The following is a 26,561-nucleotide window of genomic DNA, read 5'->3' on the forward strand; positions in this document are numbered from 1 at the left end:
TTTATACTATATTAGCGCTTGAATAGAAACGAGCTGTTCAGTGAAAATAAAGTATCAGACTGGAGCTGTTGATTTAGCGTGGTTTTTGAATTGAAGAATCGCCAGCTTTTGAAAAATAAGTAGACTGCTGCTATTGTCATTGAACTAACGTTTCCCGTTTGTTCAAAAACTTTGTGTTAAAATACATTCCTAACAACTGCAGTTGTATTTTCCAGAATTCTCTCTCAGTTATAAGTTTTCTAATCCCCAATCGCTGTAAGTGTATTTTTTATTATGATAAACGTGTTTGAAATCTCTACAAAAATTCAGAAGTTTTCGGCTTCTTGTTTCAAAAGATCTATCACATGTCACTTATGGTAAGGTTCACCGTAACGGGGCTAGCGGCGAAAAAAGTAAAAGGAGCTGCCGCGGCATGCTCCTTCGCTTAACGCTCTTAATGCTTCGATCGTCTTCTCAAGGTTTTTTGACGTGGTATGCTAATTTGCGAATGATCTTCACACAGGATAGCCTCCCTATCGTCAAGCTTGTTCCGCTGCCTTTAGCAATCGAAGCAACAGCCCCTTACGCGGTTCCTGCGCCTTTCGAGCCAATACAGCCAGCTTCTCCGCCTTGCCTAAAATCGGATACAGCACTCGTTCGGCCTCGTAATCCGCCAAAGCCTCGACATGCTGCACCAATAGCGATAGCTTGTCTTCACTTTCCAGTTCAGGCTGAATCCTCAGCTTCAGCGAATCATGAGAGCAACGCAGGCAAGCGATCAAGGCGGGCATCGAGCGTTCGGTTATGCCATGGGTCTCGGCGAAAACAGCCGTGAACTTGTCCTGCACCAGCTGATGCTCCTCGTCTACAAGGGCCATATAGGTCTCTACCAACGGAAAATAACGCTCGTCCGTGAGTCCCAACCCGAATACGGCATAACTGCCCGGCATGACGCTTTTCTCACCTTCCGTATCCTCGTACCACACGAACTCTTCCATCGCCTCACGAGCGTATTCCTCCAATAACGGGTACAGCTCGGAATAGGCCAGTGCATTTGCGAAAAAACGATGCGTATCCGATTTGGCAAGTCCTTTAATGGGTAATGCCTCTCTCACGCTGGATTTTAGCTTGATTTTGTAGCTTTTTGGGAAACCCTTCCGTAGTAGGGAGAGAATGAACGAAATCGCCCGTTCGTACGCACCAGCCTCTTCTTTACGAATAACGACCGTAATGATGGAAAACACATCGTTAGCCTTGCATTCAGTCAACTCGTCACGCAGATGAATGTCTTCACGCGCGAAGGTGTCGCTACCTTCCTTCAACATGCGTTCGGCTTTGCCGCTGCCCAGCTGCCTCGCAAGCTCCAGAAAAGTCATGCCCTTGGCTTTACTGTAACTTGGCTCGTAACGAAGAGTCATCACAGCGCCGTACAACAGCAGATCGATAGGCTGGTTCGGCTCATCCATATGCTTGAGAGCCTTATCCGGCTTGATTCCATTTTCATTGGTTCTGTATTCGGAAAGCGTAACATCATAGTGACGTGGCAGGAATACTTCCTCGGTCCAGTGGGTTAAAGCTCGAATGATATCGCTTCGATGCTCTCTCAGCGCTTGCGCCCGTTCTTTATTCAACGCCTGAATCCGGTCAAATATAGCAATCGTCCGTCCGACGTCCGGTTCGTTGAACAAATACGGGTCCAACAGATGGCGTGTCAAAAAGAAAGTTTCTAACGGCTTTGTCGGGTAAGCACCCTTCTCCAGTTTTTGCTCGATATAGGACTCAACCCGCTCCAGAAGCTGCCGCTTTTTCTCTTCATATATGATGTCAAACACCATTAATCTCACGGGCCCGTCTGCCGTTGCGAATCTTCCCTTCAAGGTAAATCGGTAATCGATAAGGGCCGACGTATGCAACTTGTCCAGTTTCTCCCTTACGATGCTCGTCAACCGGGGCTGCACCTCATGCAAGACCTCCTCCTGCGTAAAAGGAGACGCCTTCATCGACTTGCGCCCTGAAGCATTCCTTCTAAAATCCGAACTGCCAACGCTAGTCCTACCCGGTCGATAATCCAGCACAATGTCGTTAAAAATGCCCACTTGCAGCGTGGTACGCCTGACAGCGCCCTCCACGTCCTTTCGTTTCTCTTGTTCCTCAAACCACTCATAAATTGCCGCTTTCATCTCTTCCAGTGCTTCTTCCTGTAGTGCGTTCATGGTCTCCCGCCTTTTCCACATGTTTCTTCGCTCATCGCACCCAAAATATCGTTTTTTTCCCTTCGGAAAATTCACTATCCTTGCGATTTCCGAGCAGCCAGCAGTAACAATTCCAACCCTCCGACATTTTCAGCTCTACACCACTTACAATCCATTTATCGGCTAGTTCTTGCGCAATATCCGTTACTGCCAAAGTTACTGCTACCACAAAATCCGATAGCATAGCTGCCTCAATCCACCGTTCAAAATCCGCCTCAGACATTACTTTAGGATCCGGGATCACTCCTGCAAAGTACATAGAGTCGTATTTCCATGTAGCTTAGAGCGGCCAAGGTTGCTCCTCATTAAATCACTTATTTATCACCTAGCTTTATCCCCACTATTCAACCTGTTATGTACATGAAAAGTTACCTTTGTCCCTGTACCTAACGTACTTGTGATATGGAGTCCTGTTCCAAAGTGTCGTTTTAATCGCAGATCAGTATTAATCAATCCGACGCCTGAACGACTATCTGCTTTCCTTTCTAATATTCCTTGCAATTGGACCTCGTCTATTCCGTCCCCATCGTCTTCAACGGTTATCTCTGCATGCGTCTCATAGACAGAAATCCGAATAAGAATCGTTCCTCCACGATTGCGCTTCATTATGCCATGTCTTATCGCATTTTCAACGAGAGGCTGGATCGTAAGAAATGGGACTTTTATGTCCCCACAGTCATCTGTCTCCCAAATAACCTGTAACCTTTCTTCAAACCGAACCTTTTCAATATATAGATAAGAACGTACTAGACTTAACTCCTCTTCTATCGGAACAAGCCTATCCATGTTTTGAAATTCAAATTTATTCCTCAGAAAATTGCTGAATTCATCGAGCAAAATACGCATCTTATCCAAATTAATATCACTTAAAGCTGTTACAGCATTCAACGCATTAAATATAAAATGAGGCTGGATTTGCGCTTGCAGCCATGCAGCTTCTAATCGCAGTTGTTCTCGAACCGATTGTTTAATCGTAGCTAACGCCTCAATCCGCGATTTTATTTCTATTGCTTCCACTGGCTTCGTCACATAATCGTTTGCCCCCGCTATAAAGCCGCTCTGAATATCTTTCGGTTGGCTTCTTGCGGTAAGGAGCAATACAGGGAGCTCCGTGAGTGTAAACCGCTCACGAATCATTCGTGTCAGCTCATAACCGGACATCTGTGGCATCATGATATCGGAGATGACCAGATCCCATTCCTTAGTGTCCAGTACAGCTAATGCCTCTTTACCACTCGTTACCATCGTTAAATCATATTCGTCTGGTGGTAGTATGGCTTCAAGTACTTGAAGGTTGACAGGATCATCATCAACAACTAATAGAATCGGACGTTCACGATTCATTTCTATTAAAGTTGTTTGATTCGTAGCTGGCGGAATCTTCACTTTTTCCATATACACTGAGGAGGCTATTTCTTGAATCGGCATGGATTGTAATGGTTCAAATGAGTTGGTCAAATCATTCTCTTCCTCCTCTTCCAAACCTGCTAGCCTTAATGAAAATGTGAATTTTGAGCCCTCTCCTAAAACAGAGGACACTACTAACGTACCTCCATGAAGCTCAACCAGTTGCTTGCTTATACTTAAACCCAACCCAAAGCCACCATCAATCATAGTCTCACTCGTGCTGGCTTGCTCGTACGGACGGAATAGGCGCTTAAGCATGTTCTCATCCATTCCGATCCCGGTATCAGCAATAACGATATAGGCTCGTCCATCTTTTACAAAAGCTTGAATCGAAATGACCCCATCATTCGTATATTTCACAGCATTATGAAGTAAATTGAAAACGATTTGAACAACCCGGTTCTCATCCGCATTTACTGGAGGAAAATCTTCAGGAATTTGATTTGCAATTTTTACAGACTTCACATCTGCATTTAATTGCAGCATATCAAGTACTCCGGTCACAATTGGCTGAATATATATGACTCTTTTGTGTATGCGCGGATTGCCTTCCCGTAAACTCATCACATCAATTAAATCGTCTAATATCAATGTCATTCGACGTCCTACAGATAAACCTGTTTCAAGCTCTTTGATACTCCTTTCCTGCAACAAATGCCGCTCCCGTTTTAAAACGGATTGTGACATATTAAGAATACTATGAAGCGGATTTTTAAATTCATGAGAAGTATTTGCTAGGAATTGATCTTTATGGTCATTCATCCTTTGCAATGTTGTCGCAAGCTCTTTCGTGTTCGCATGCATGATAAAATAATCTTTAAACCATACAGAGGCTAAACAAGCTATCGCAATAATCAAATCGAACGGATAATAGACAAGACTCAAACCGCTATCCAGCAAGATTAACGACCAAAGAGCATAGTTCATCAACGCAAGAAAAGAGAAAAGGAGTAAAAGATTGCTCTTTAAATCTTTAATTACTTTTTTAAACATCGTAATCAGCGTTATAACTGCAGCAGTACCACCTAATACATAATAAATAGGGAAGAGCATGATCACCTGAGTTGGATTTAAAAACAACGTGATGCCGGCAGTCCCTAGATTCATTATTTTATAGACAGGGTACATCCTACACCAATATGGAAGCTCGCGATGATTCGTACACTGGAGCAAAGCATAGGCTGCAATAACGAAAGCAATATTAGTCAGCCTAAAATCCCAATCAATTCCAATGTAAAATAACTGATGGAACAACTTCTCATCCGTACTAAAGACACTCGTGATCGTTACACATAATGCAAGCAAACTAAAATAAAGCAGCTTCTTTTCCTTATTTCCTATTAAATACAAAATAAGTGCATAGACAGCGTGCATAATAAAAATAATTGCTGCTAAAAACTGCATAAAAATGGAAGCCTTCATCTCTTTGGCAATGGCTTCTTCTGAACCGAATTTTATGGATCGGACAATGCCCCCGCTTCGACTATCCACATAATTTGCCGCCTGAATCACGAGTTCGATTACACCGTTGTCATCTGCTGTAAAGGTTGTAGAATAAGGTAGGTCCTTCGAAATATATTCATCCTTTGTTGTCGCCACCTGTCCGGATTTAGTAAGTAATCGACCGTTTACATATAATTCTGATGCAGTGCGTACACTGGGTACACGAATACTATAATTAAGATGCTTCGCCGGGTCTACATAAAGAAGCAAACGATAAGAGCCATACCCGTATGGAGATGGCTTGTCAGCATGCAAAACTTCACTCCATCCTCCCGGTACCTGAATGTGTCTTGGCGCATTATCGCCTAACATTTGTTGCCGACTACCACCTATCAACCATTGCGAGGGATAAAACTCCCATTCCCCATCAAGTAAGTGAATGCTGCCATCTTCTGCATTCCAATTGCGTAAATCGAATTGCCCATTATGAATTGACGCCTGTTTGGGATATTGAAACGCTTCCATCCATAAAATGCGAAAACCGGTTAAAATAACTAATATGAAAACTAGCAATAATATTATATAGCTCTTTTTCATTTGATATTTGGATGAGTGAGTTTCCACGAAGTATTTCTCCCCTAGTCATTTTCTTCTAAGACATTTAAATAAGTACTCTCCATAATTTACCACAGTTAATATAGGAGAAACAGACGATAAAGACATCTTGATGTCTATTATATAGAAATACCGACTTGGAATTTCGCGAGTTTGTTGTTCACAAGAAAACTATAGCATGTTCTTTTCAACTAAACTGCCAGTTAGTTGAACAAATAAAAAAACGGCTGCCTAAGCAACCGCTGTTCCACTAACGTACCCCGTGAGCTCAATGATCTGAAGAAATTGTTTCACTCAAGCTATTCCTCAGAAATCTCTACGTACTATCTTAACCCAATTTGACGCTGAAATTAGGCATTAACCTTGCCTAGGGCGAATATCTTAACGGGGAAATACATTAAAAAAAATGAGGCGATACACTTGGGATACTTCGTTACTGTGGAACCGGGCGTAAAAGTATTTATAGAGGACATCAATCCGAAGGGAAATAAAACGATACTTTTTATTCATGGATGGCCGCTAAACCATAACCAGTTCGAATATCAGTTCAATTTCCTTCCTAAGCTCGGATATCGTTGTATCGGAGTGGACTGGAGAGGATACGGAAATTCGGATAAACCATTCGATGGTTACGGTTTCGATAGATTAGCAGATGATCTTCGTATGGTCATCGAAGCGTTACAGTTAAAAAACATAACACTGGCAGGACACTCTACCGGAGGAGCTATATCAATTCGTTATATGGCTCGTTATAAAGGGTACGGGGTATCTAAACTCGTCCTGATCGACGCTGCGTCTCCATCAAGCGTTCCAAAAGAATTTACGAATAAAATCATCGAAGAGACAAACAATGACCGTCCGAAAATGCTGCAAAACCAAACGGAGATTTTTTTCTTTCAGTACATTTCTGAAGCGAAATCCGAATGGTTCTTTCTAATGGGTTTACAAGCTGCGAATTGGTCGACCTCCGCCATTATGGTCACGCTAAGAGACGAGAATGTTTACAACGATCTTGGACAAATCGATGTGCCCACATTAATTATTCATGGAATTCATGATAAAGTCGTTCCGTTTACCCAAGCTCAGGAAACAAATAAGCTGATTAAAAATTCGCAATTAGTTCCATTCCAATACAGCGGCCATTGCCCTTTTTTGGAGGAGCGTGATAGATTTAACCAACTGTTATCTTCTTTTGCATAACGCCTCGGATTAGCCGCACCATCGCTCCCCATAAATATAGTCCGATAATGCCCGATGATTGAGCAAACCTGCCCGTTAGCTTAATAAAGCATCGTCAATCTAATACCTATCTTTCAGTTCATTAATTCATCTTTTGGATACAACTGCTCTACTGACATCTTCACGCCTGCATTCCCCACATCCCGCGAATCGACTCTGCGTCTTTGACCATCCTGCCGACTAGTTCCGAGACTGTAGGGATATCATGGATCATCCCTGTCACTTGGCCTGCCCAGCCGATGCCCTCTTCTTTGACATCATCATAAATCCAGCGCTTGTTGGCTGCACCGCTAATATATTCTTTTAAGGCTTCATAAGTCGGAGTCACACGCTCAATTTCGAGAATCTTATCTATGTACTCACTACGCAATACTCGCGCGGGCGCTCCGATAGAGCGTTTGATTACGACTGTATCTGACTCGGAGCTTTCTACTAGGGCTTTTTTATAAGAAGCAGCCGCATGAACACATTCAACCGTAGCAACGAATCGTGTGCCCATTTCAATTCCCTCAGCCCCCAGTGCATGGGCCGCCATCCATCCGCGGCCATCCCCGATCCCGCCTGAAGCAATCACAGGAATATCAACCGCATCAACTACTTGAGGAACGAGCACCATAGTCCCTACATCATCACGTCCCAAGTGGCCTCCTCCCTCCTGCCCAACAACAATAACTGCGGAAGCGCCTAATTGTTCAGCTTTTTGGGCTTGTCTACGTGAAGAGACGAGCACGAGCGTTTTAATATCAGTCTGCTGTAGCATTTCCAGTATTGGGGCCGGATTCCCACCGGTGAGACTCACCACGGGAACCTTCTCGTCGATGGCGACCTGTACCCGATCTTCATAACCGATACCATGCACACCGATGGCAAAATTAACGCCAAAAGGCTTGTCCGTCAAAGTACGTACCCGTTCTATTTCTGAACGTAAAGCCTCTGCACTTGGAAGACTCATCGCTGTGACCTGACCCAATCCACCGGCATTCGAAACGGCAGCGGCGAGGTCTGCGTAACCTAAATAAGCAAGTCCACCTTGAATAATAGGATACTCTATGTGCAATAACTCCGTAATACGGGTGTTCCATTTCATCTTCATCTACACCTTTCCTATCTTTAACCACAGCAGAATCACAGCAAATAAAAGAGCAATTCCCCCTGCCAGATAATCCATTTTCTGAAATTGCAAAACCCTATAAGAAGTTCTTCCTTTACCATTTCCATAAGCACGCGCATCAATCGCATAGCTCAGCTGTTCAGCACGTTGAATCGTCGTGAAGAGCAAAGGAATAATGATCGGGACATAAGCAAATATCCGTTTAGGCAGTGATAATGCTGTAAGGTCATAACCTCTAGCCTTTTGTGCGAGCAGAATACGATCCAGCTCCTCCTTGATGGTAGGAATAAACCGGATCGCAATCACTATCATTAAGGAGAATTGTTCTACGGGTACCCCCATTTTGGATAGAGGTGCAAGTAGCTTTTCAAGACCATATGCTAAGTCTAGCGGTTTAGTCGTTAACGTTAATACTGAGGCTAATAAGATGAGCAATATAATACGCCAAACAAAACGTAATCCTGTTCGCAGTCCCTCTTCAGTTACCTCAATAAAGGACCACGACCAGAGGATCGTTCCTTTGGTGAACACAGCATTATACAGAAGGGTAAACAGCAAAACAAATAATAACGGCCGCAGCCCCCGCCAGAAGAAATGAATAGGAACCTTCGACAGCAGCAAAATACCGAATACAAAAACAGTTGCAACTGCATAGCTAAGCCATGTTCCAAGCATCAGAAAGCTAAGCATGAGAATCACGATACTAACAAGCTTTATACGAGGATCTAAACGATGGAAAATCGAATGCGTCTCCACATATTGACCCACTATTACGGAATCAGCCATGTAGACGCCCCCTCGAATGCCAAATTGGCTGAACAGCATCGAAGATATCCTGCTCTTTACAGCTAGCAACCTCTATTTTTTGGCCAGATAGTTCCTCTACTAGCTTCAAAAGCTGTACGGGTTCAGGCATGGACAAGCCCAGCTCCACCAATAATTCTTCCTTTTCCATAAATAGTGTTCTGGGGTCAAAATGTCCTTCTAGCTGACCTTTATGGAAAACCAAAACCTCATCCGAGTACTCAGCAACATCCTCCATCTGATGCGAAACGAAGAGAATGGTGCGCTGATTTTGTTGCTGCCAAGTCTTCAGTAGCTTCAGCAAAGATACTTGGCTAGCTGGATCTAGCCCCGCTGTCGGTTCATCCAAAATTAGCAGCTTCGGATTCGTCATCAGCACGGAGGCAATGGCCACACGGCGCTTTTCTCCACCGCTTAATTGGAATGGATTTAACGGGAGAATGCCCTCTGACAAACCCACTTGCGGTAAAATCCTTTCAATCGCTTCCGTGATTTGCTGGCGTGAAGCACCCTGCAGATTCAGAGCAAAAGCAAGCTCCTTTTGCACCGTGGTTTCGAATAGCTGATGCTCCGGATATTGAAAAACAAAGCCCAGCTCCGGGACGACCTTTAATTGTCCTTTGGCATCTCTCGGAGCAGGCTTCTGATCAATCCAATAGTCTCCTTTTACGGTGGGAGTCAAGCCCTTCAGCACTTTGACAAAGGTAGACTTTCCTGCACCCGTGGGACCGATAATCGAAATCCATTTGCCCGCAGTAATGGTGCAGTTTATATTGTGCAAAGCCACATGATCAGCATAGTTTACACTTAAATTATCTAATTTGTAGACCATTGTGATCGAATTATCCCCTTCCAATCGGCTGTTGGCGGCACTTCTGAATGGAGCAATGCATGTACACGCACGGCAAAGGGTAGATGTAATTGATAGTCCGCAACAGGCATCGTTTCAAAAAAAGCCAGTGGAGCACCATCATACTCAAGTCGCCCTTGATGCAGGAGTAATAATCGTTCTGCTGAAAGCACTTCCTCCATATGGTGAGTGATCTGAATAATGGTCAGCCCTTGACGATGCAGCTCTTGCATAATGGCAAGCACCTGCTGCCTTCCCTGAGGATCAAGCATAGAGGTGGCTTCGTCAAAAATAATGACTTGCGGGCGCATCGCCAATATAGCCGCAATAGCGACACGTTGCTTCTGACCTCCAGAGAGCTGATGTGGCATAGCGTCCAGGTAATCCTCCATATGAACAGCCTGCAAGGCATGCTCCAATCGACTGCGCATTTCCTCCCTTGGCACACGAACGTTCTCCAAACCAAAAAGCACCTCATCCATAACGGTTGTGGTGATAAATTGATCCTCTGGATTCTGAAAAACAAAGCCAATTTGCTGATGAATATCTGCAAGATCAGCTGGCTTTGTGGTGTCTAGGCCCTTAAACTGTACAGCCCCTTTTCGCGGCAGCAGCAGTCCGTCCATGAGCTTTGCAATGGTGGATTTGCCAGAGCCATTCGCGCCAACAATCGCCACAAACTCCCCCGCTTCTATTGTAAAGCTGATATCCTCTAGGACAGGCTGACCCTTTTTATAATAAAAATGAACTTGATCGAAGGTAAGCATTTATTCACTCCCCTTTTGACGATGCCAAGTAGCGAAAAATGCCCCAATGCTGTTCTCGGAAAATGCAGGTGCAGGCTTCTCCCATTTCGTCACTTTTGATCCATTCACAGCAAAGATTTCACCGGTTAAATCCGCATCAGACTCACTCAATAATGCAGTCACAAAGGAAGCAATATCCTCCGGGCCACCTATTCGCCAAAAGTCTGGGAACGGATCATTACGGCTGGCATGTTTCGCTTTCAAATGATCAATGACAGGTCTGGTCATATCTGTTAAAGCGGCTGGCGAAATCGCATTGACTCTAATTTGATCACGTTTCAGCTCCGCTGCTAGTGTCCACGTCATTCCAAGTATTCCAGCTTTGGCTGCACTATAATTCACCTGACCCACAGAACCTGTTAGTCCAGCCGTAGAGGTCATCAACAGGATATCGCCACCCGTCTGGCGCATATATGGAAGTACGCGTTGAATGCTATAGTAGGTGCCATTTAGATGTACATCCAGCACAGCCTTCCACTCTTCATCCGTCATCCGTAGACATTTCTGATCCTGCAAATTCCCAGCGTTAGCTATCAATACCTCAATACGGCCATACCGTGTAATAACCTCATCCACCATTGCAGTGACCGCAACTGGATCTGCTACATTAGCAGAGTATCCTGATGCCTCACCACCCGCCTGACGAATCTCATGGACAACCTCATCGATTAAGACTTGTTTTGTACCATTTACAACCACTATATAACCGGACTTGCCGAGCTGCACGGCAATACTACGCCCGATCCCTCTGGTTGCTCCAGTAATTAAGGCTACTTTGTTCATCACTACACCTCTTTCACTGAAAAAGCTCCCGAAGCAATAACATCGCCAGCTTCTGTTGTAAGGGTCACTTTAACCAGGCAGTCATCCTCCGAAAAATCAAAAATCACGACATTATCGACCTCTAAAGGCTTATGAAATTTCATATCATATTGAGTGATCCACTGTGCCTGATGCTCCTCGATATATAAGGATTGGGCTAATCCCATTAGATACATCCCATGCGCAATGGGCCGCTTAAATCCAGCCTCAGTTGCAGCATCCTCATCTAGATGAATAGCGGCCAGATCTTGGGAAGCTGCTGCATATTGCCGGATAGCCTCAGCCGTTATGCATTTTCTCATCATGATCATCACCTACCCGAATTAACACAGTTTCTGCGGTGACTATAAGCTCGCCTTCACATTTACAAACCAGCGTATGTGTGTAAAAGGTCAGCTTGCCCTGCCGGCCATCTTTTTGCACCTTGCTCGTTAATGCTAATTCACAATCTAACGTCATCCCTGCCGTAATCGGAGCTTGATATGAGAATTTCTGAGTGCCGTGAAGCAAGGGCTCTCCCTTGCTAAGCCAAGGAATATCGAAGACCTGCCAAAAAATAATAGGCATCGTAGAAGGAGCAATCAGATTGCCATTAGTCGTCTGCACGGGTGCCTCAATACTCTGTGCGTAATCCGATATCCACTCAGCAGTCATAAGAATCTGATGTCGGACACTGTTCATTCCGTAACCTCCACAAGCGTAGCCAGCCCCAACCCGCCGCCAATGCCCAAAGTGGCAAGTCCCCTTTGATAAGGCGTATGCTGCATTTCAGCACATAAGCGAGTCATTAAAATCGCTCCGGACGCCCCATATGGATGACCGATAGCTAATGCGCCTCCTCCAAGATTGACCTTTTCCTGTGGGATCTGAAGCTCATTCAGTGAGGCTAGAACTTGTGAAGCAAAGGCTTCATTAAACTCTACGATATCTAAATCGGCTATGGTCAGCTGTTGACGCTGTAACACCTTTTGTACAGCTGGAACTGGCCCCATACCTAAATAATTTGGATCCACACCTGCCGCTTGCGCATCCACTACACGCAGGATAGGCTTAAGCTTGAGTTGCCGACATTTCTCACGGGACATCATTAATAGAAGCGCCGCACCATCATTAATAGGACAGGCATTTCCAGCGGTGACGGTACCTTTTTCTTCAAAGATTGAAGGCAGCTTTCGCAGCTTGTCCAGGCTCGTATTAGCCCTTGGACATTCGTCGGTGTTCACCCACTCCCCCTCAACCAGAAGAGGTACAATCTCCTCCTGAAACCTACCAGTTTGCTGAGCATGAACGGCCTTCTGATGGCTTTTAAAGGCATATTGATCCTGCTCTTCTCGCGAAATCCCATACTTCCGCGCTACATTTTCCGCAGCAATTCCCATATCCGGATCACCGTAAGCGCTAGGTGTAAAATGAGCACGGGTATATAGCTGCGGAACCCCCATCAAGGTTTGGGGCTTAGCCATTTTCCAAGGGGCACGACTCGTGCTCTCAACACCGCCCGCTAAATAAATCTCACCTGCGCCACTTTGAATAAGCCGTGCTGCTATGTTAATGGCCTCTAGCCCAGAACCGCACTGCCGATCCACAGTAACGCCCGGAACCGAAACAGGCAGTCCCGCTTCAAGCGCAGCTACCCGGGCAATATTTCCACCCGGACCGACCACATTTCCAATAATCACATCATCGATCATATCGACGGGCAGGTTCGTCTCTGCCACAATATGCTGAATAAGCGGCGCCAGTAATGCTTCCGGCTCAAATGTACTTAATAAGCCGCCCATCCTGCCAATCGGTGTACGTTTTGCCATAACAATTACTGCTTCTATCATACCATCGCTCTTTTCACATAGTCTTTCATCGCTTGCCGGGCAATTTTGCCACTGCTTGTATAGATAAACTCATCAACTGTCAGCAGCTGCTTCGGCGCTTTGTAACTTGCTAAATACTGGCGACAATAATTCTTTATTTCGTCTATAGATAAATGCTTTTCACCATTCCATTTCACGAGGACTGCCAGCTGTTCTCCCCAATAATCGTCAGGGACGCCAAGCACCATTACTTCTTGCATTTCCGGAAGATGCTCCAGTACTCGCTCTATTTCCTCTGGATAAACGTTCAGCCCACCGGAGATAATTCTATTTTTCAAGCGACCCGCCAGATATAAATAACCAGCTTCATCCTGATAAACATAATCCTCTAACACAAGCCATCCCTCTCGAAAAGCTGCTGCGGTCTCCTTCGGCAATTGATGGTAGCCTAGAAATATCATATCACTTCGCACATATAACTGCCCAATCTCCCCCGTAGGGACTTCACGGAGCTCTTCATCACGAATGGAAACTTGCACTCCGGGATAGGGCTTGCCTACAGAGTTCGGATTATGCTCTTCCAGAACATCCAAATAACTAATATAACTCGCTTCTGAGGAACCATAGGATTCATAGAGACGCGTTCCAGCGAACACTTCTATGCCCTTTTTTTTGGACAACTCCGACCACTTTGCACCTGAGCTAATAATCGCATCAATCTGCGTCTGCCCAGGAACAGCCTGCTGCATCATGGATTCAAGCATTGTCGGTACAACAAACAACACCACACCCGGAATCTGCTTGCACAGCTCTAACACCTGTGTGGAGCTAAATTTTTGCGTAATATGAAAGTTTGCTCCACCATACAGACTCTGCATTACAGCGAACAAGGACAGCGAATGCACAAACGGACCCGGTGCTAAAACATCCTTTATAGCGTCCAATTCAAAGGCAGCACTCGATACCTCAAAGCTCTTTAACCACGATAAATGGGTACGCATATATCCTTTGGGTAGCCCCGTTGTGCCTGAAGTAAAACCGATAAATAATAACTCGTTCGTCTCATCCAATTCAGCTTCTGGCTTCAGAGCCTTCAACCACTGATCATAGGAACCTGTTCGTTCATTTGAAAAAGTCAGCGTTGGGATGGCTTGGTCCTTGAAGACCAAATTCTTTGCAGCTTCCGGCTCGGCAAAAATCATTGTCGGCTGGCACTGCTCTATAATAACCCGCAGTTCATTTGCACTCCACTTGGGATCTAAAGGAATGGGAACACAGCCTGCATAAATAGCCCCCAAGAAAACCTCGACAAATTCAATGCGATTCGTAGATAAAATAGCGATTTTGTCATGCCTAAGGCCCATTTGCTGTAGACCATTGGCAATTCTCCGCATCGCTTGCACTAATGTTGCATAGGTATGCGTTGCTTGGTCATGGGTTAAGGCAATGCTGTCGGGCTGTTCTGCTGCATAACGCAGTATAGGAACTACTAGATTCATCCTTCACCACACCTATTCGTAATTTCTGTGACTACCGATTATGTACACTCTCTTCGCTCGGGATACAATTAGAATGGCTACGATAGCTTATTTTAGCTTTATATTAATTTTATGTACATATTTATATGGAACGTTTGATCCCTCTTACGACTGGAAAAATCAAACAGCGCGCATCGATTATGATCGGTACGCGCTGGCTGTATTGTTGTTTATTCCTTCTTATGAGCGGATGATGGTATTCCATCTTCAGCAAAAGTAAAAGTTCGGGCGATATATAAGATAGGTGTGCTTACTGCGGTTAGTAAGAATTTCGCTAGATACGTTGTAAGCAAAATTTCAAACCACACACTCCAGTTATACAACCCAGCAAATGCAATGGTACAGAAGATTAGTGTATCCACAAAGGAGCTAATCATCGTACTGCCGTTGGAACGAATCCACAACTGACTTGAGGTGCTGTAATATTTGCGAATCCAGGAGTACAACCGAACGTCTAGGAACTGACTAATGAAGTAAGCAGTCAGACTACCCAACGCTAGTCGAGGCATCAGACCAAAGATCGTCTCCAAAGAAGACTGAGCAATATCGGTCTCTTGCGGCTTAAATACTAGTACCATCTGCATAATGACTGTCGTCATAAGCAAGGTGAAGAAGCCAAACCAAACCGCTTTACGTGCTTCTGCTCTTCCATACTTCTCATTAAGCAAATCGCTGGTCATATACAAAGTGACATACATCGTATTTCCGAGTGTCATCACGATATCAAATGGCATAGCAATCGTCTTAGCTACCTGAATGTTTGCAATTACAGTAGCGATACCTACCCATGCATACATTCCACTTTTGCCGAACAGGCGGTAACAGAGTAGAAAAAAAGCAAAATTGACAATAACAAATAAAACTCCCCACATCAAATTAAACATATTGCTTAAACTCCTCCTAGTTTTGTTTACGCGGGATGGTTACGAACCGCGGCATACATTAAGTTTTGGAACAAAACATTAATACTCTATCACACTGTCGTCAAACAATCCATAAAAATAAACAATTTATGAAATGGGTATTTATACCCATTTTTATTAACTAAAAATAAAAGTGTCAGTAATAATTCATCTTTTTCAGAAAAATATGCTATATAAACTAAAACTTTCACTATTCATCCAGAGGTTAATTCTATAGAATAGTATCAAACACTTCATTCCCGATCCATTTAGTTGATATATTACATAACTATGGAATATATTGCAGGTTGCCAGTCAATAGCAGTCGGTAGGGATATAAAGAAATGGGGCTTCGCTGCCCATAAAAAGGGGGAGAACAATATGTTTCGTTTCAAGCAGTCGATCAGTCGCAGATTTACGCGTTTATTATTTGTAGTTCTATTACTCACGTCTCTTTTGTTAAGTACCAGCTTCTACTTTATATCCACCAGTATTTTCAACAGCTATGTCATGCCACAAATCAATCAAATTCTAACTGCAGCTGCTCAGGACGTATATAAGAATATAAATACAATGCATGCTCAGCAAGCACTAAAGAAGAACGAACAAGCAGCCACCAATCTTGAATTCTATTTTCAGGATAAGAGAAAGCAGCATGGGGTTGAGACTATTTTTCTACTCAATCTAAAAGGCAAGGAAGCTGAGGTTCTGTCCGTAGATCATGATGCAAAATTAAAGCCGGAGGAAATTGTTAAGGTATCCTCTGCAATGCAGCAAGCTCTTAAAGGAAAGAGTGGACTAAGCGATACATACAAGGATTCGCATGGTGTACATAAGTCAGCTTATATCGGAATTCCCGGAAGTACGATGGTTATCGGAATCAGCAGTGATGTAAGCTTTATTCAAGAAAAAACAGACAGTATTCTGTGGACCAGCGCCGGGATCACTCTGCTAACGCTGATCATAGGCTCAACTGGTGCCTGGTTTATGAGCATGCGGATTACTCGTCCTATCTCAAAGCTTGCAGCTTACAGTGCCCGTCTTGCAGAGGGAGATTTCACAGAGGAATTAACGGTTAAAGGCAGTGATGAGGTAGCTCAACTGTCCAGAAGCTTCCAAGCGATGACCCTGCGCCTAAAAGAAATGATTGGACATGTACTCGTCACCTCAAATACTGTGGTCACCGATTCCAATTCTTTAAGAGAACGTGTAGAGGTCCTAAATGAAATGGCAGACCACTCTAGTACATCTGTTGTAGAAATTGGTAAAGGTAGTACGACCATCGCGAGCAGCGCTCAAGATAATTCAAAAGCTATGGAAGAAATCAATTTCGGCATTCAGCATATTGCTTCAGCAGCCACCGAAGTCACTGAGCAGATCAGTGAAGCTTCCGCTGAAGCGATTGGCGGTAATGAGATTGCCCAAAGCGCCGTTCTGCAAATGCGCCATGTTGAACGTGCCTCCCTGCAGTCGCTGGAGCAATTACAAGTTATGAATGAACGTTCAGTAATGATCGGAGAAGTCGTTCATAGCATTACTGAAATTACGAAGCAAATCCAAATGCTGTCGCTCAATGCTTCGATCGAAGCAGCACGTGCAGGAGAACATGGACGCGGCTTTGCCGTGGTTGCCGGAGAAGTACGCAAGCTTTCCGAACAATCCCGTAATGCGAATGAGCAGATTCGTGATTTCCTACTCGGACTTCAGGAAGATATGAATCGCTCCGTTACTGAGATGAACCATGTGAATTCTGAGGTAGCCTCCGGGGTAGGCAAGGTGGCAGAAGCGGGCGATGCCTTCAATCACCTTCTGATTCTGATCCAAAGCATCAATCAGAATATTCAATCCGTATCTGCGGCGACGCAGCAAATCTCAGCAAGTACAGAAGAAGTTAGTGCTTCCGTTGAGGAAACCGCACAAATCACTTCAAGATCCCAAGAAAGTGCGGACACACTATCCGAGAACTCCGAGCGCCAACGTATAGAGCTTGAAGGACATGCAGTAACCGTGCAGCATCTATATGAGCAGGCTAAGAAGCTTCAGGAAGCTGTGCAACAATTTAAGATCTAAAGCTTAGGCTTAAATAAAAACAACCCGTTCACACGAAAGTGTTGAACGGGTTGTTTTGTTAGTGTCTCGGCGCCCAAAGAATGACCGAAACGCCGATCACACAAATAACAGCACCAACCCAGTCATATACATCGGGTGTTTTCTTGTCTACTAGCCAGCCCCATAACACAGCGAGCACGATAAACACCCCGCCGTAGGCTGCGTACACTCTTCCGAAGGACGGAAACTTCTGCAACGTAGGGATGATGCCATAGCTTATCAGAATCAAAGAACCTACCAAACCGTACCAGAGAGGTCTTGATTCTCTTAGCCATAACCATACTAAGTATCCGCCTCCGATCTCAGCAAGGCCGGCAATTACAAATAGTAGAATGGTAGCAACCATGTCATCCCTCTTTCCTATTAAACTCTAAAAATATCAAATGATTCGCAAAATATGATACAACGTCATCACGGTTAGCAAGTATGTGTACAAGCAAGCATCCGGGCCACCAAACAACTGGACCCACAAGCATCAGCAGTGGATATAAACAGATTGAGCCAGCTGGCTACTATGCGTCACCCGCAGGAGCCACTCACATGAAATTGTGCTGGAGCAGCACTAATACTAGTAGGAGCACAGCCTCTAGCAGCTCATTCAGCGCGCCATACACATCGCCGGTGAGCCCGCCGAGCCGGCTGCTAATCCGCCGCGCAGCAACGGTGCCGCTGGCCAAGGCCGCAGCTGGCAGCAGTAACGCTGCCGCCAGCTGCAGCGGCCACGCGGCTATGCCCGCGCCGAGCGCCAGAGGCGCACCGGCTGCGGCTAGCGAGAGCAGCGCGGCTATCGCCAGCGCGCGCCGCTCATGCGAGGGAGCGAGGCCGGCGAAGCTCGCGGCCAGCCCCTCGTTCCCGCGGGCAATGGGATAACGCACCATTGCCCGCACCATATACCAGCGGCTCCAGATCGCTGGCAGCAAGAGCAGTGGCAGCTCGTAATAGGCGTAGCCTTCGATTAATGCTGCCACTAAAGAGGCCTTTAACAGCAAGAGCAGCACGCAGGCGAGCACACCCATCGCACCCACACGGCTGTCCTTCATAATCTCCAGTATCCGTTCCCTTGGTCGGTAGCTTAGCAGACCATCCGCACTGTCCATCCAACCATCGAGATGCAGGCCGCCAGTAAGTCCTACCCATAAGATGAGGGTAATAACAGCTGCTGGCCAAGCCGGTAAAATCCAACCCGTCAAAGCTGCCCCAGCAGCTACGCACAGTCCGATAGCTGCACCCACCACAGGATAGAACAGCACACTTCGGCGCAGCAGCTCAGGAGAAAATCCAGGGTCACTCTTTACAGGAAACCGGGACAAAAACTGAAAGGCAGCCGCGGCAGCATCCCTGCGCTCCCTCATAAACGATACTCCCTGCTCTTGAGTTCAATTGGAATGCCCGCAGTCACTAAAAAAACCTGCTCGCATTGCCGAGCAAGCAGCGCGTTCATACGTCCTGCCAGATCACGGTACAATCGGCCAAGCGCATACTCCGGAACAATACCGTCTCCAACCTCATTAGTGACCAAAATGAGGTTTCCTTGAAATGTGCGCACACTGTCTTCAAGTCTTGTAATTTCGCTCTCAATCAACTCTTGCCTATCCGTAAATCCTTCCATGGCTAGCAGTACATTCGATAACCACAACGTTAGACAATCTACGAGAACCGCCTTTTCACCAGATAAACGCTTAAGAAGATCTGGCAAATCATAAGGCTCCTCTAACGTCTCCCAAGCATACCCACTTTGCGCGCGCTGATGCTGATGCAGTGCAATCCGTTCCTTCATTTCATCATCAAACGCTTGTCCAGTTGCTACATAGAAGGCCTGATCTGTCAGTGACGACATCAATTTTTCTGCAAAACCACTTTTCCCGCTACGCGCGCCTCCCGTTACAAGAATACTCATTGTTTCCCAGCTCCAGAGATGCCTGCACTTTCAAAGGTGGCCATTTCACTCAAAATGCGGCATATCGCTTCTATTAAATGAAGGGACAATACACCTCCAGTTCCTTCACCCAAACGAAGACCCAGGTTAAACAACGGTTCAAGCCCAAGCTGCTCCAGCATCAGCTTATGTCCCTGTTCACCTGATAGATGGGAGCCTATCATATAAGCAATGGATTCTGGCGCAAGCGCCTTCGCCACAAGAGCTGCCGCGCCCGAAATAAAACCATCCAAAATGACAGGTACCCTAGCAGCAGCTGCGCCAAGAATTAGACCAGTCAAACCAGCGATTTCGAGTCCCCCTACTTTGGACAATACATCCAGCGGATCTGCCGGATTCGGTTGATTCACCTTTAAAGCGCGTTCCACAACTGCAATCTTATGTAGTAGACGTTCATCATCAATTCCCGTTCCTCTTCCAACGGCTACTTCAGGTGGTATTCCTTTTAGAGCACACAGAATAGCTGCGCTAGCCGTTGTATTCCCTATGCCCATTTCACCTGTAATAAAAATCTCTGTCCCGTTCTCAATCGCTTCTTGTGCGATTCTTATACCTACAAGCACAGCATTCATCGCTTCTTCACGACTCATCGCAGGTCCCACGGCTATATTATCCGTTCCTCGGCGCACTTTACAATCAATCAGATCCTCATGACTAAGGTCGCCGTTAACACCGATATCAACGAACTTCACCTCAGCCCCAGCTTGGCGTGCCAGTACATTCACAGCCGCTCCTCCGCTGAGAAAATTATAGGCCATCTGCATTGTGACTTCCTGTGGAAATGCACTAACTCCCTCGCAGCATACACCGTGATCGGCAGCCATCACAACTACCGTTCGTTTGGTGAAACTAGGCTGCTCCGTACCCGAAATTCCAGCGAGCTTAACGGCCAAGGTCTCCAATTGTCCCAGGCTGCCCGGTGGTTTAGTTAGAATGTTCAGGCGGTGCTCCGCTTTTAGGAAAGACTGTTCATCAGCCGGTGTGATTCGTTTAATTACTTCTTGAATAGTTGAAATCATAATTTAACCTCCAATTAAATAGATCCGTATAACCTATTCTATCTTATCTACACAGAAAAGCCCCCATCTATGATAGATGGGGACCACTAGAATTACAACTTCACTTTCATAAATCCTTCGATTCTCTCCAGCGCTTCCGTCAATTTTTGTAGGGATGCTGCATAAGAGCAGCGAATATACCCTTCTCCACCCGCTCCAAACACATGCCCCGGAACCGCAGCAACACCAACCTCCTTGAGCAGCTGCAAAGCGAAATTCTCTGACTTCATTCCGGTATTAGCGATGGAAGGAAAGACATAAAATGCACCCTCCGGCTCGTGGCAAGGTAAACCAATAGATCGAAATCCACTAACCAGCAGCTTTCTTCGCTCATCAAAGCATCGTTTCATGTGGTCCTTATGCTCCATACCGTTCCGCAGTGATTCAATGGCAGCGATTTGACCTAGTATCGGAGCACACATCGCAGTGTACTGATGGATTTTGAGCATCGCAGCAATTAATTCCTGATCACCACAAGCATAACCCACTCTCCAGCCAGTCATCGCAAAAGCTTTGGAGAAGCCACTAATGACAATCGTTCGTTCCAACATCCCAGGAAGGGAGGCAATACTGACATGCTGACTATCATAGGTTAGCTCGGCATAGATTTCATCTGAAATGACAAGTAAGTTATTCTCTTTTACAATCTGTGCAATGGGTAGCCAATCCTCGTAAGTCATTACTGCTCCTGTAGGATTAGTCGGAAAATTAACCATAAGAATCTTGGAACGCGGGGTAATCACCTGCCGCAACGCTTCAGGAGTAAGTTTAAAACCCTGCTCGGCTGAAGATTCAACCTCTACCGTAATCCCACCGTTCAAATGAGTAATCGGCGAATACGCAATATAGCTCGGAGAAGGGACGATAATCTCATCCCCGGGTGTAATAAAGGCCCGCAGAGCCAAATCCACGGCTTCACTGCTCCCCACTGTAACCATAATCTCGTTAGTTGGCTCATAGCGGAGATTGAAGCTTGTGTGCAGATAAGAGGCGATCTCTTCTCTAAGCTCCAACAAGCCGGAATTTGGTGTATACATCGTCTCCCCATTATTCAAAGCACGAATACAGGCAGCTCTTACATGCTCCGGTGTAACGAAATCAGGCTCGCCTACACCAAGCGATATAATATCCTGATTCCCTGTACTTAGGTCAAAAAAAGCCCGAATCCCCGAGGGAGCAATCTCCCGTACACGCGGAGTAATCCATTCATTATGCATGACTGAGCACCTCTTCTTTCGGACTCTTTTCTGTTAGGGAAAGGGAAATGATCTCGTCCAGCAGTCCGCTGAAGGTGTAACCTGCCGCTTGCGCGCTTTTTGGTAAAAGACTCGCCTTCGTCATGCCCGGTAATGTGTTCACCTCCAGCACATATGGAATACCATCCTTAATGAGCATATCCACCCTTGCGTACACGCTGCATTTTAGTGCTTTGTAGCAAGTTAAGGCTGCATCACGTACTCGCTCATACACCTCAGCTGGTAGAACAATGACCCGTTCGTCTGCCCCGCCATCTTCGTATTTCGCACTGTAATCGAACCACTCCGCATGCGCCGAGGTGATTCCCAAAACGGGCAGCATCTCTCCATTTAGAATAGAGCAAGTAATTTCCTGGCCTTGAATGTAGCTCTCGATCAGAATCGACTGATCACAAGCAAAAGCCTTCTGTACTGCGCTCAACAGCTCCTCGCTACTGCTCACCTTTTCCATACCAATACTCGAACCGCCTGCACATGGCTTCACCATAACAGGATACCCAATCCGCTCTACGGCTTCTTGAGAATAATCCTTCATACTATCCCAGCACAGCCAATCCGCCGTGTTGACGCCTGAGCAGCGCATAAGCTTTTTGGAAAGATCTTTATCCATACAAATGCTGCTAGACAAAACGCCACTACCCGTATAAGGAATCCCCATCGTCTCCAGCGTCCCCTGAACCGTACCGTCCTCTCCGTAAGCTCCGTGGAGCGCAAGCAGCGCGATATCGATTCCTTTTGCCTGCTCAATAAGCTCTTCACGCTTGGTGATCACTATTGGAGTAACCTCATATTTATTGGGATCTAGATTCTTCAAAATCTCTCTACCGCTATTCATGGATACCTCATACTCTGAGGACACCCCGCCCATAATTACGCCTACCTTCATCTTCATCTCAAGCACCTCTTTATCCCATTAGTTGTCGTGCTGTTCTGCCAATAATCTCGATCCCCTTGCGTATATCCTCATCCGTCACTCTGGAGAAACCGATCCGTATCGTATTTTGACCTTTACCGTCTGTGAAGAATATATCTCCTGCTGTAAAAATAACCCCTTGTTCATGGCAGGCCGCCAGCAGCGTCCTTGTATTAAAGCCCTCCGCGAAGGTTACAAAAAGATGCAATCCGCCATCCCCTGATAACGCCGTATAAGGAATAAACTCCTTACAGCATTGCAGGGTTAATTCATATTTTCGTTTATATTCCGCTCTGGCTTTTTTCAAATACTTCTCTAAATGGCCACCTAATAAGTACTGATACAAAATGGATTGATCCAGCGTCGAGGTATGAATGGTACGTGCGCGCTTGACGCTTTCGAGAGAATAGATCAGCTCCTGATCTGCCAGCACCCAGCCTACGCGTAGTCCCGGAAATAATACCTTTGAGAAGCTACCTAGATAGATCACGCTGTTGCCGCTCCCTGCTGCTGCGATAAGTGGAGCCACATGTGAGCCCGAATAGCGTAACTCCTCGTTAAAACCATCCTCGATCACTGGTATTTGGTACCGGTTCATCAGCTTCATTAGCCTCTGTCTTTTCTCGGGAGACATTACAATGCCGGTCGGATTATGATAAGAGGGGACAAAGTAGGCACAGTCAAAAGCTTGCTCCTGCAATGCCTTCTCCAGCTCAACCAGATCAATCCCATCACGCTCCATAGGAATCCCGGTGATCTCAAAGCCATTCAGCTTCAGATTTTTGATCGCCGTATGATGCGTTGGATTCTCACAGATGACCGAACCATTCTTTTTGCTAAGTGCAGACAATACAATATCGAATCCCTCTGTAAAGCCATTGGTGATCAATATATCCTTGCCTTTCATTTCAACGCCTTTGTGCTCCATATACTGCTTCAAATAGTCTATTAAAGGCTTATACCCTTTGGCATATCCATAATTTAGTAAGACGTTGCCTTCCACCGACATACGATCCATAAAGGAGCGTTTCACATTATCTAGATCAAAAAGACTCTCATCAGGTGCGATGCTCGTGAAGGAGATCGTCCCCTTCTCCGCTCGTATGCCGCGCTTCATGATATCCAGATCCTCCGCCAGCCGCGCATGATCATTGATACGCGTCTTCCAGTCCATCGTCCAGGAAGAGATTGTTTCACTGCCGGGAGGTGTAGGTGCCACATAACTTCCCTGACCCTGCACGGCATACGCAAATCCATCATCCTCAAGCTCTGCATAAGCAGAGATTACGGAGTTGCGGCTAACCTTAAGCAATGTGCTGAGTTCTCGTGTGGAGGGCAGCTTTTGATTGCCTTGCAGACCGCCTTTTATGATTAAGTGCTTCATATAGTCTTTAATTTGTATATACACCGGCCGTCCGGCTATGAGCTTAAAATCCTTAAACATCTCTCAATCGCCCCCATGACTATCATGGCACAATCACTCGCTTAAAAAAAGAACCACAGCCATGGGATTTTAATCCGGCTGTGGTTCTATGAGAGGACAAATGCCCAAAAAATCAAGTTATAGATCTATGCTTCGATCACAAGCTCCCCTTCTCCAGCAGGGATCTCAAAACCATTTAAAAACCGGGTTAGTATGTCCTCAGTAATCGGAAATGCGGCATTAGCGTCAAAACGTTCACTCCGGATAAGCAGTCTCTGACGCAATTCATCTGGCTGAATTTTTAAGTGAATCAGTTCCCACACGCCACCATAACTCTCAATAAGTTGCTTGTAATCGTTCCGTCTCTGACGTTGCCAGAAGCTGAAATCGATGACAACATGATGTTTTGCCTGAAGCAGATTCACCAGCTCCCCCCGCAGCTTTATCTCCGACTCTTCTTTATAGGACTCATAATTCTGCTCTGGATAATCCACCCCGAAACGTCCGTGCGTGGCCCAAATATCTTCATCTATCGAAAGTCTGGCGAATCCCTCTTTCTCCAGCTTTTTAGCAAAGGTTGTTTTACCCGACCCCGCTACACCGCACATCATCACTACGATGGAAGCAACACTCGTACGCTTTTGCTGAAGCAATTTTTCAATAACCAACTTTTCACTCAACATTATAAATGCATCTTCCTTCCACTTGATCTAGTAAATATATTTTTAATTACGGCGATGATGATGGTATACTCATCGTTACAAAATACTTTCTCAAAGGATTGTGATAAGGATATGGTGAAATCAGTCCAGCAGACCTCCTAAAATGAAAAATGAAATAATTTTAGGAGGTCATAACAAATGATTTTTAACCCGATTGTCATTGATAACTGGAGTAGAAAACCCTATTTTGAACATTATTTAAACAATGTCAGATGCACCTATAGCATGACCGCAAATATTGATATCACCCTTCTACTGTCAGAGCTTAAGCATAAGGGAATTAAGCTGTACCCAGCACTAATCCACATGATAACTACGGTGGTGAACCGTCATAGTGAATTCCGCACTTGCTTTGATTCTGAAGGTAGATTAGGTTATTGGGATAGCATGTCACCTAGTTTTACAATTTTCCATGATGATGATAAGACTTTTTCAAGCATCTGGACTTCATACGGTGAAAAGTTTAATGATTTCTATAACCGTTATTTGGATGATATGAAAATGTACGGAAGCGTGAAACAATTTATCGCTAAAGCAAACGAACCACCGAACACCTTCCCTATTTCTAGTATTCCGTGGGTCAGCTTCACGGGCTTTAACCTGAACGTGTATAACGAGGGAACCTTCCTGCTTCCCATCTTTACTATAGGAAAATATTTACATCAAGACAAAAAAATACTATTACCAATATCGGGGCAATTCCACCATGCCGTGTGCGACGGTTACCATGCCAGCATGCTGTATAATGAATTGCAATCACGTGCAGATACCTATAATGAATGGTTACCTAACATCTAATTATCCACTTTATTCTGCTGAGGGCGAACGATAGTTTAAACATAAAGGGTTCCACATATTAGGTATGACTAATATGTGGAACCCTTTTTTTCATTTGATTTTCTCATCAATCTCCAGAAATATCTGCCGACCATTGCCCGTTCCGCCAAAATAGCCTGAGTACCATTGCTGTTCCCGGAGAAGGTGCAACTGCGCTGTAGAATGTGACACCAGGAATTAACTGTGCAAGGAAATTCCGAATAACACCACCATGTGTGACTACCAACACCCTGCTTGTTATTACCTCAGCCTTTTTTTCACTAATTGCAGCCTGCACAAATGTATCCTCAGCCCCTCGCCCCAGATCTGACAGGAAGCTACGCAACCGTTCGTCAAACTGCTCCCATGTTTCACCATCCGGCGGTGTAACTGTGGAAGGATTATCAATCCACCTTCTATATAGTGAGTTATCCTTCAATTCCTCATAAGTACAGCCTTCGAAAGCTCCAAAATTCATTTCACGCAGGCGCGGATCGTAGACAGCCACCTTCTCTAAAGAAGGAGAAATATAAGCTAGAGTCTCCCGACATCTAAGCAAATCGCTGCAAAATACACACCAAAAATCATTCGATACTTCAGACTGCTGCTTAAGTTGAGATAGCTGCTCTACTGCACTAGATAGCAACGGGAGATCCGAATGTCCTAAGTAACGATGCTCAGCATTCCACTGAGTTTGCCCGTGGCGGACAAGTACTAATTCTAGCTCTATAGAAGGAAACGCCATGTCTAGC

At 45.3% G+C, this 26,561-nt stretch carries 24 protein-coding genes, 1 pseudogene and 1 riboswitch; of the genes and pseudogenes, 3 read left to right on the forward strand and 22 right to left on the reverse strand.

Annotated features, from left to right (window positions below):
• Positions 1-518 precede the first annotated feature (518 nt).
• The 3 genes and pseudogenes from NSQ29_RS21150 to NSQ29_RS21160 form a co-directional block, all read right to left on the reverse strand.
• Positions 519-2,192 carry a DUF6138 family protein gene (locus NSQ29_RS21150; RefSeq protein WP_341125999.1) on the reverse strand — a complete coding sequence of 558 codons (1,674 nt, stop codon included), beginning with the start codon at positions 2,190-2,192 and terminating at the stop codon, positions 519-521.
• Positions 2,193-2,247: 55 nt separating this feature from the next.
• Positions 2,248-2,511: pseudogene (locus NSQ29_RS21155) on the reverse strand (DNA alkylation repair protein); the annotation flags it as partial.
• Positions 2,512-2,552: 41 nt separating this feature from the next.
• A complete protein-coding gene (locus NSQ29_RS21160; RefSeq protein WP_341126000.1) occupies positions 2,553-5,705 on the reverse strand; it encodes a hybrid sensor histidine kinase/response regulator in 3,153 nt (1,050 codons plus the stop codon).
• A 411-nt stretch (positions 5,706-6,116) separates the two neighbouring features.
• On the opposite strand from NSQ29_RS21160, the gene NSQ29_RS21165 reads away from it, so the two are divergent.
• On the forward strand, positions 6,117-6,896 hold the full coding sequence (locus NSQ29_RS21165; protein ID WP_341126001.1) for an alpha/beta fold hydrolase: 780 nt from the start codon (positions 6,117-6,119) through the stop codon (positions 6,894-6,896).
• A 160-nt stretch (positions 6,897-7,056) separates the two neighbouring features.
• Here the strand turns inward: NSQ29_RS21165 and NSQ29_RS21170 are convergent, their stop codons facing one another.
• From NSQ29_RS21170 to NSQ29_RS21215, 10 genes are all read right to left on the reverse strand, one after another.
• Positions 7,057-8,022, reverse strand: a complete 966-nt coding sequence (locus NSQ29_RS21170) for an NAD(P)H-dependent flavin oxidoreductase (RefSeq protein WP_341126800.1) — start codon at positions 8,020-8,022, stop codon at positions 7,057-7,059.
• Between the two features lie 6 nt (positions 8,023-8,028).
• Positions 8,029-8,832: an energy-coupling factor transporter transmembrane component T family protein gene (locus NSQ29_RS21175; protein WP_042185644.1), complete on the reverse strand. Its 804-nt coding sequence runs from the start codon at positions 8,830-8,832 to the stop codon at positions 8,029-8,031.
• Positions 8,825-9,682 carry an ATP-binding cassette domain-containing protein gene (locus NSQ29_RS21180; protein ID WP_341126002.1) on the reverse strand — a complete coding sequence of 286 codons (858 nt, stop codon included), beginning with the start codon at positions 9,680-9,682 and terminating at the stop codon, positions 8,825-8,827. The genes NSQ29_RS21175 and NSQ29_RS21180 overlap by 8 nt, the downstream gene beginning before the upstream one ends.
• The gene (locus NSQ29_RS21185; RefSeq protein WP_341126003.1) at positions 9,667-10,467 is read right to left on the reverse strand and encodes an energy-coupling factor transporter ATPase; all 801 of its coding nucleotides are present in this window, start codon (positions 10,465-10,467) and stop codon (positions 9,667-9,669) included. Before NSQ29_RS21185 ends, NSQ29_RS21180 begins: the two co-directional genes overlap by 16 nt.
• Complete coding sequence (locus tag NSQ29_RS21190) at positions 10,468-11,289, reverse strand: SDR family NAD(P)-dependent oxidoreductase (protein ID WP_341126004.1); 822 nt, start codon at positions 11,287-11,289, stop codon at positions 10,468-10,470. It abuts the gene before it with no gap.
• Positions 11,290-11,291: 2 nt separating this feature from the next.
• Positions 11,292-11,633 (reverse strand): MaoC family dehydratase, encoded by a 342-nt coding sequence (locus NSQ29_RS21195; protein ID WP_283910630.1) that lies wholly within the window; start codon positions 11,631-11,633, stop codon positions 11,292-11,294.
• On the reverse strand, positions 11,608-12,009 hold the full coding sequence (locus NSQ29_RS21200; protein WP_341126005.1) for an FAS1-like dehydratase domain-containing protein: 402 nt from the start codon (positions 12,007-12,009) through the stop codon (positions 11,608-11,610). Before NSQ29_RS21200 ends, NSQ29_RS21195 begins: the two co-directional genes overlap by 26 nt.
• Positions 12,006-13,157, reverse strand: coding sequence for a thiolase family protein (locus NSQ29_RS21205; RefSeq protein WP_341126006.1), 1,152 nt, complete (start codon positions 13,155-13,157; stop codon positions 12,006-12,008). Before NSQ29_RS21205 ends, NSQ29_RS21200 begins: the two co-directional genes overlap by 4 nt.
• Entirely contained in the window at positions 13,154-14,635 is a 1,482-nt protein-coding gene (locus NSQ29_RS21210) for an AMP-binding protein (RefSeq protein ID WP_341126007.1), read from the reverse strand. The genes NSQ29_RS21205 and NSQ29_RS21210 overlap by 4 nt, the downstream gene beginning before the upstream one ends.
• 209 nt (positions 14,636-14,844) lie before the next feature.
• Positions 14,845-15,558: a queuosine precursor transporter gene (locus NSQ29_RS21215; RefSeq protein WP_149645151.1), complete on the reverse strand. Its 714-nt coding sequence runs from the start codon at positions 15,556-15,558 to the stop codon at positions 14,845-14,847.
• Positions 15,559-15,568: 10 nt separating this feature from the next.
• Positions 15,569-15,614: riboswitch (PreQ1 riboswitch) on the reverse strand.
• 343 nt (positions 15,615-15,957) lie between these two features.
• On the opposite strand from NSQ29_RS21215, the gene NSQ29_RS21220 reads away from it, so the two are divergent.
• Positions 15,958-17,646, forward strand: coding sequence for a methyl-accepting chemotaxis protein (locus tag NSQ29_RS21220; RefSeq protein WP_076284102.1), 1,689 nt, complete (start codon positions 15,958-15,960; stop codon positions 17,644-17,646).
• Positions 17,647-17,704: 58 nt separating this feature from the next.
• On the opposite strand, the gene NSQ29_RS21225 is transcribed toward NSQ29_RS21220, so the two are convergent.
• From NSQ29_RS21225 to NSQ29_RS21260, 8 genes are all read right to left on the reverse strand, one after another.
• Positions 17,705-18,031, reverse strand: coding sequence for a YnfA family protein (locus tag NSQ29_RS21225; RefSeq protein ID WP_341126008.1), 327 nt, complete (start codon positions 18,029-18,031; stop codon positions 17,705-17,707).
• Positions 18,032-18,221: 190 nt separating this feature from the next.
• Positions 18,222-19,037 carry an adenosylcobinamide-GDP ribazoletransferase gene (gene cobS / locus NSQ29_RS21230; RefSeq protein WP_341126009.1) on the reverse strand — a complete coding sequence of 272 codons (816 nt, stop codon included), beginning with the start codon at positions 19,035-19,037 and terminating at the stop codon, positions 18,222-18,224.
• Complete coding sequence (gene cobU / locus NSQ29_RS21235) at positions 19,034-19,582, reverse strand: bifunctional adenosylcobinamide kinase/adenosylcobinamide-phosphate guanylyltransferase (RefSeq protein WP_341126010.1); 549 nt, start codon at positions 19,580-19,582, stop codon at positions 19,034-19,036. Before cobU ends, cobS begins: the two co-directional genes overlap by 4 nt.
• A complete protein-coding gene (gene cobT / locus NSQ29_RS21240; protein ID WP_339801258.1) occupies positions 19,579-20,640 on the reverse strand; it encodes a nicotinate-nucleotide--dimethylbenzimidazole phosphoribosyltransferase in 1,062 nt (353 codons plus the stop codon). The genes cobU and cobT overlap by 4 nt, the downstream gene beginning before the upstream one ends.
• Before the next feature lie 92 nt (positions 20,641-20,732).
• Positions 20,733-21,896 carry an aminotransferase class I/II-fold pyridoxal phosphate-dependent enzyme gene (locus NSQ29_RS21245; protein ID WP_341126011.1) on the reverse strand — a complete coding sequence of 388 codons (1,164 nt, stop codon included), beginning with the start codon at positions 21,894-21,896 and terminating at the stop codon, positions 20,733-20,735.
• Positions 21,889-22,821 (reverse strand): D-alanine--D-alanine ligase, encoded by a 933-nt coding sequence (locus NSQ29_RS21250; protein WP_341126801.1) that lies wholly within the window; start codon positions 22,819-22,821, stop codon positions 21,889-21,891. Before NSQ29_RS21250 ends, NSQ29_RS21245 begins: the two co-directional genes overlap by 8 nt.
• A gap of 19 nt (positions 22,822-22,840) precedes the next feature.
• Positions 22,841-24,292: a MocR-like pyridoxine biosynthesis transcription factor PdxR gene (pdxR, locus tag NSQ29_RS21255; RefSeq protein WP_042185623.1), complete on the reverse strand. Its 1,452-nt coding sequence runs from the start codon at positions 24,290-24,292 to the stop codon at positions 22,841-22,843.
• A gap of 125 nt (positions 24,293-24,417) precedes the next feature.
• Positions 24,418-24,954 carry an AAA family ATPase gene (locus tag NSQ29_RS21260; RefSeq protein WP_042185621.1) on the reverse strand — a complete coding sequence of 179 codons (537 nt, stop codon included), beginning with the start codon at positions 24,952-24,954 and terminating at the stop codon, positions 24,418-24,420.
• A 177-nt stretch (positions 24,955-25,131) separates the two neighbouring features.
• On the opposite strand from NSQ29_RS21260, the gene catA reads away from it, so the two are divergent.
• The gene (gene catA / locus NSQ29_RS21265) at positions 25,132-25,791 is read left to right on the forward strand and encodes a type A chloramphenicol O-acetyltransferase (RefSeq protein ID WP_341126012.1); all 660 of its coding nucleotides are present in this window, start codon (positions 25,132-25,134) and stop codon (positions 25,789-25,791) included.
• 106 nt (positions 25,792-25,897) lie between these two features.
• Here the strand turns inward: catA and NSQ29_RS21270 are convergent, their stop codons facing one another.
• Positions 25,898-26,554, reverse strand: a complete 657-nt coding sequence (locus NSQ29_RS21270) for a histidine phosphatase family protein (protein ID WP_341126013.1) — start codon at positions 26,552-26,554, stop codon at positions 25,898-25,900.
• Positions 26,555-26,561: the final 7 nt, after the last annotated feature.

This window comes from Paenibacillus sp. FSL F4-0236, from assembly GCF_038000135.1.
In the GTDB taxonomy this organism is placed as follows: Bacteria; Bacillota; Bacilli; order Paenibacillales; family Paenibacillaceae; genus Paenibacillus_AQ.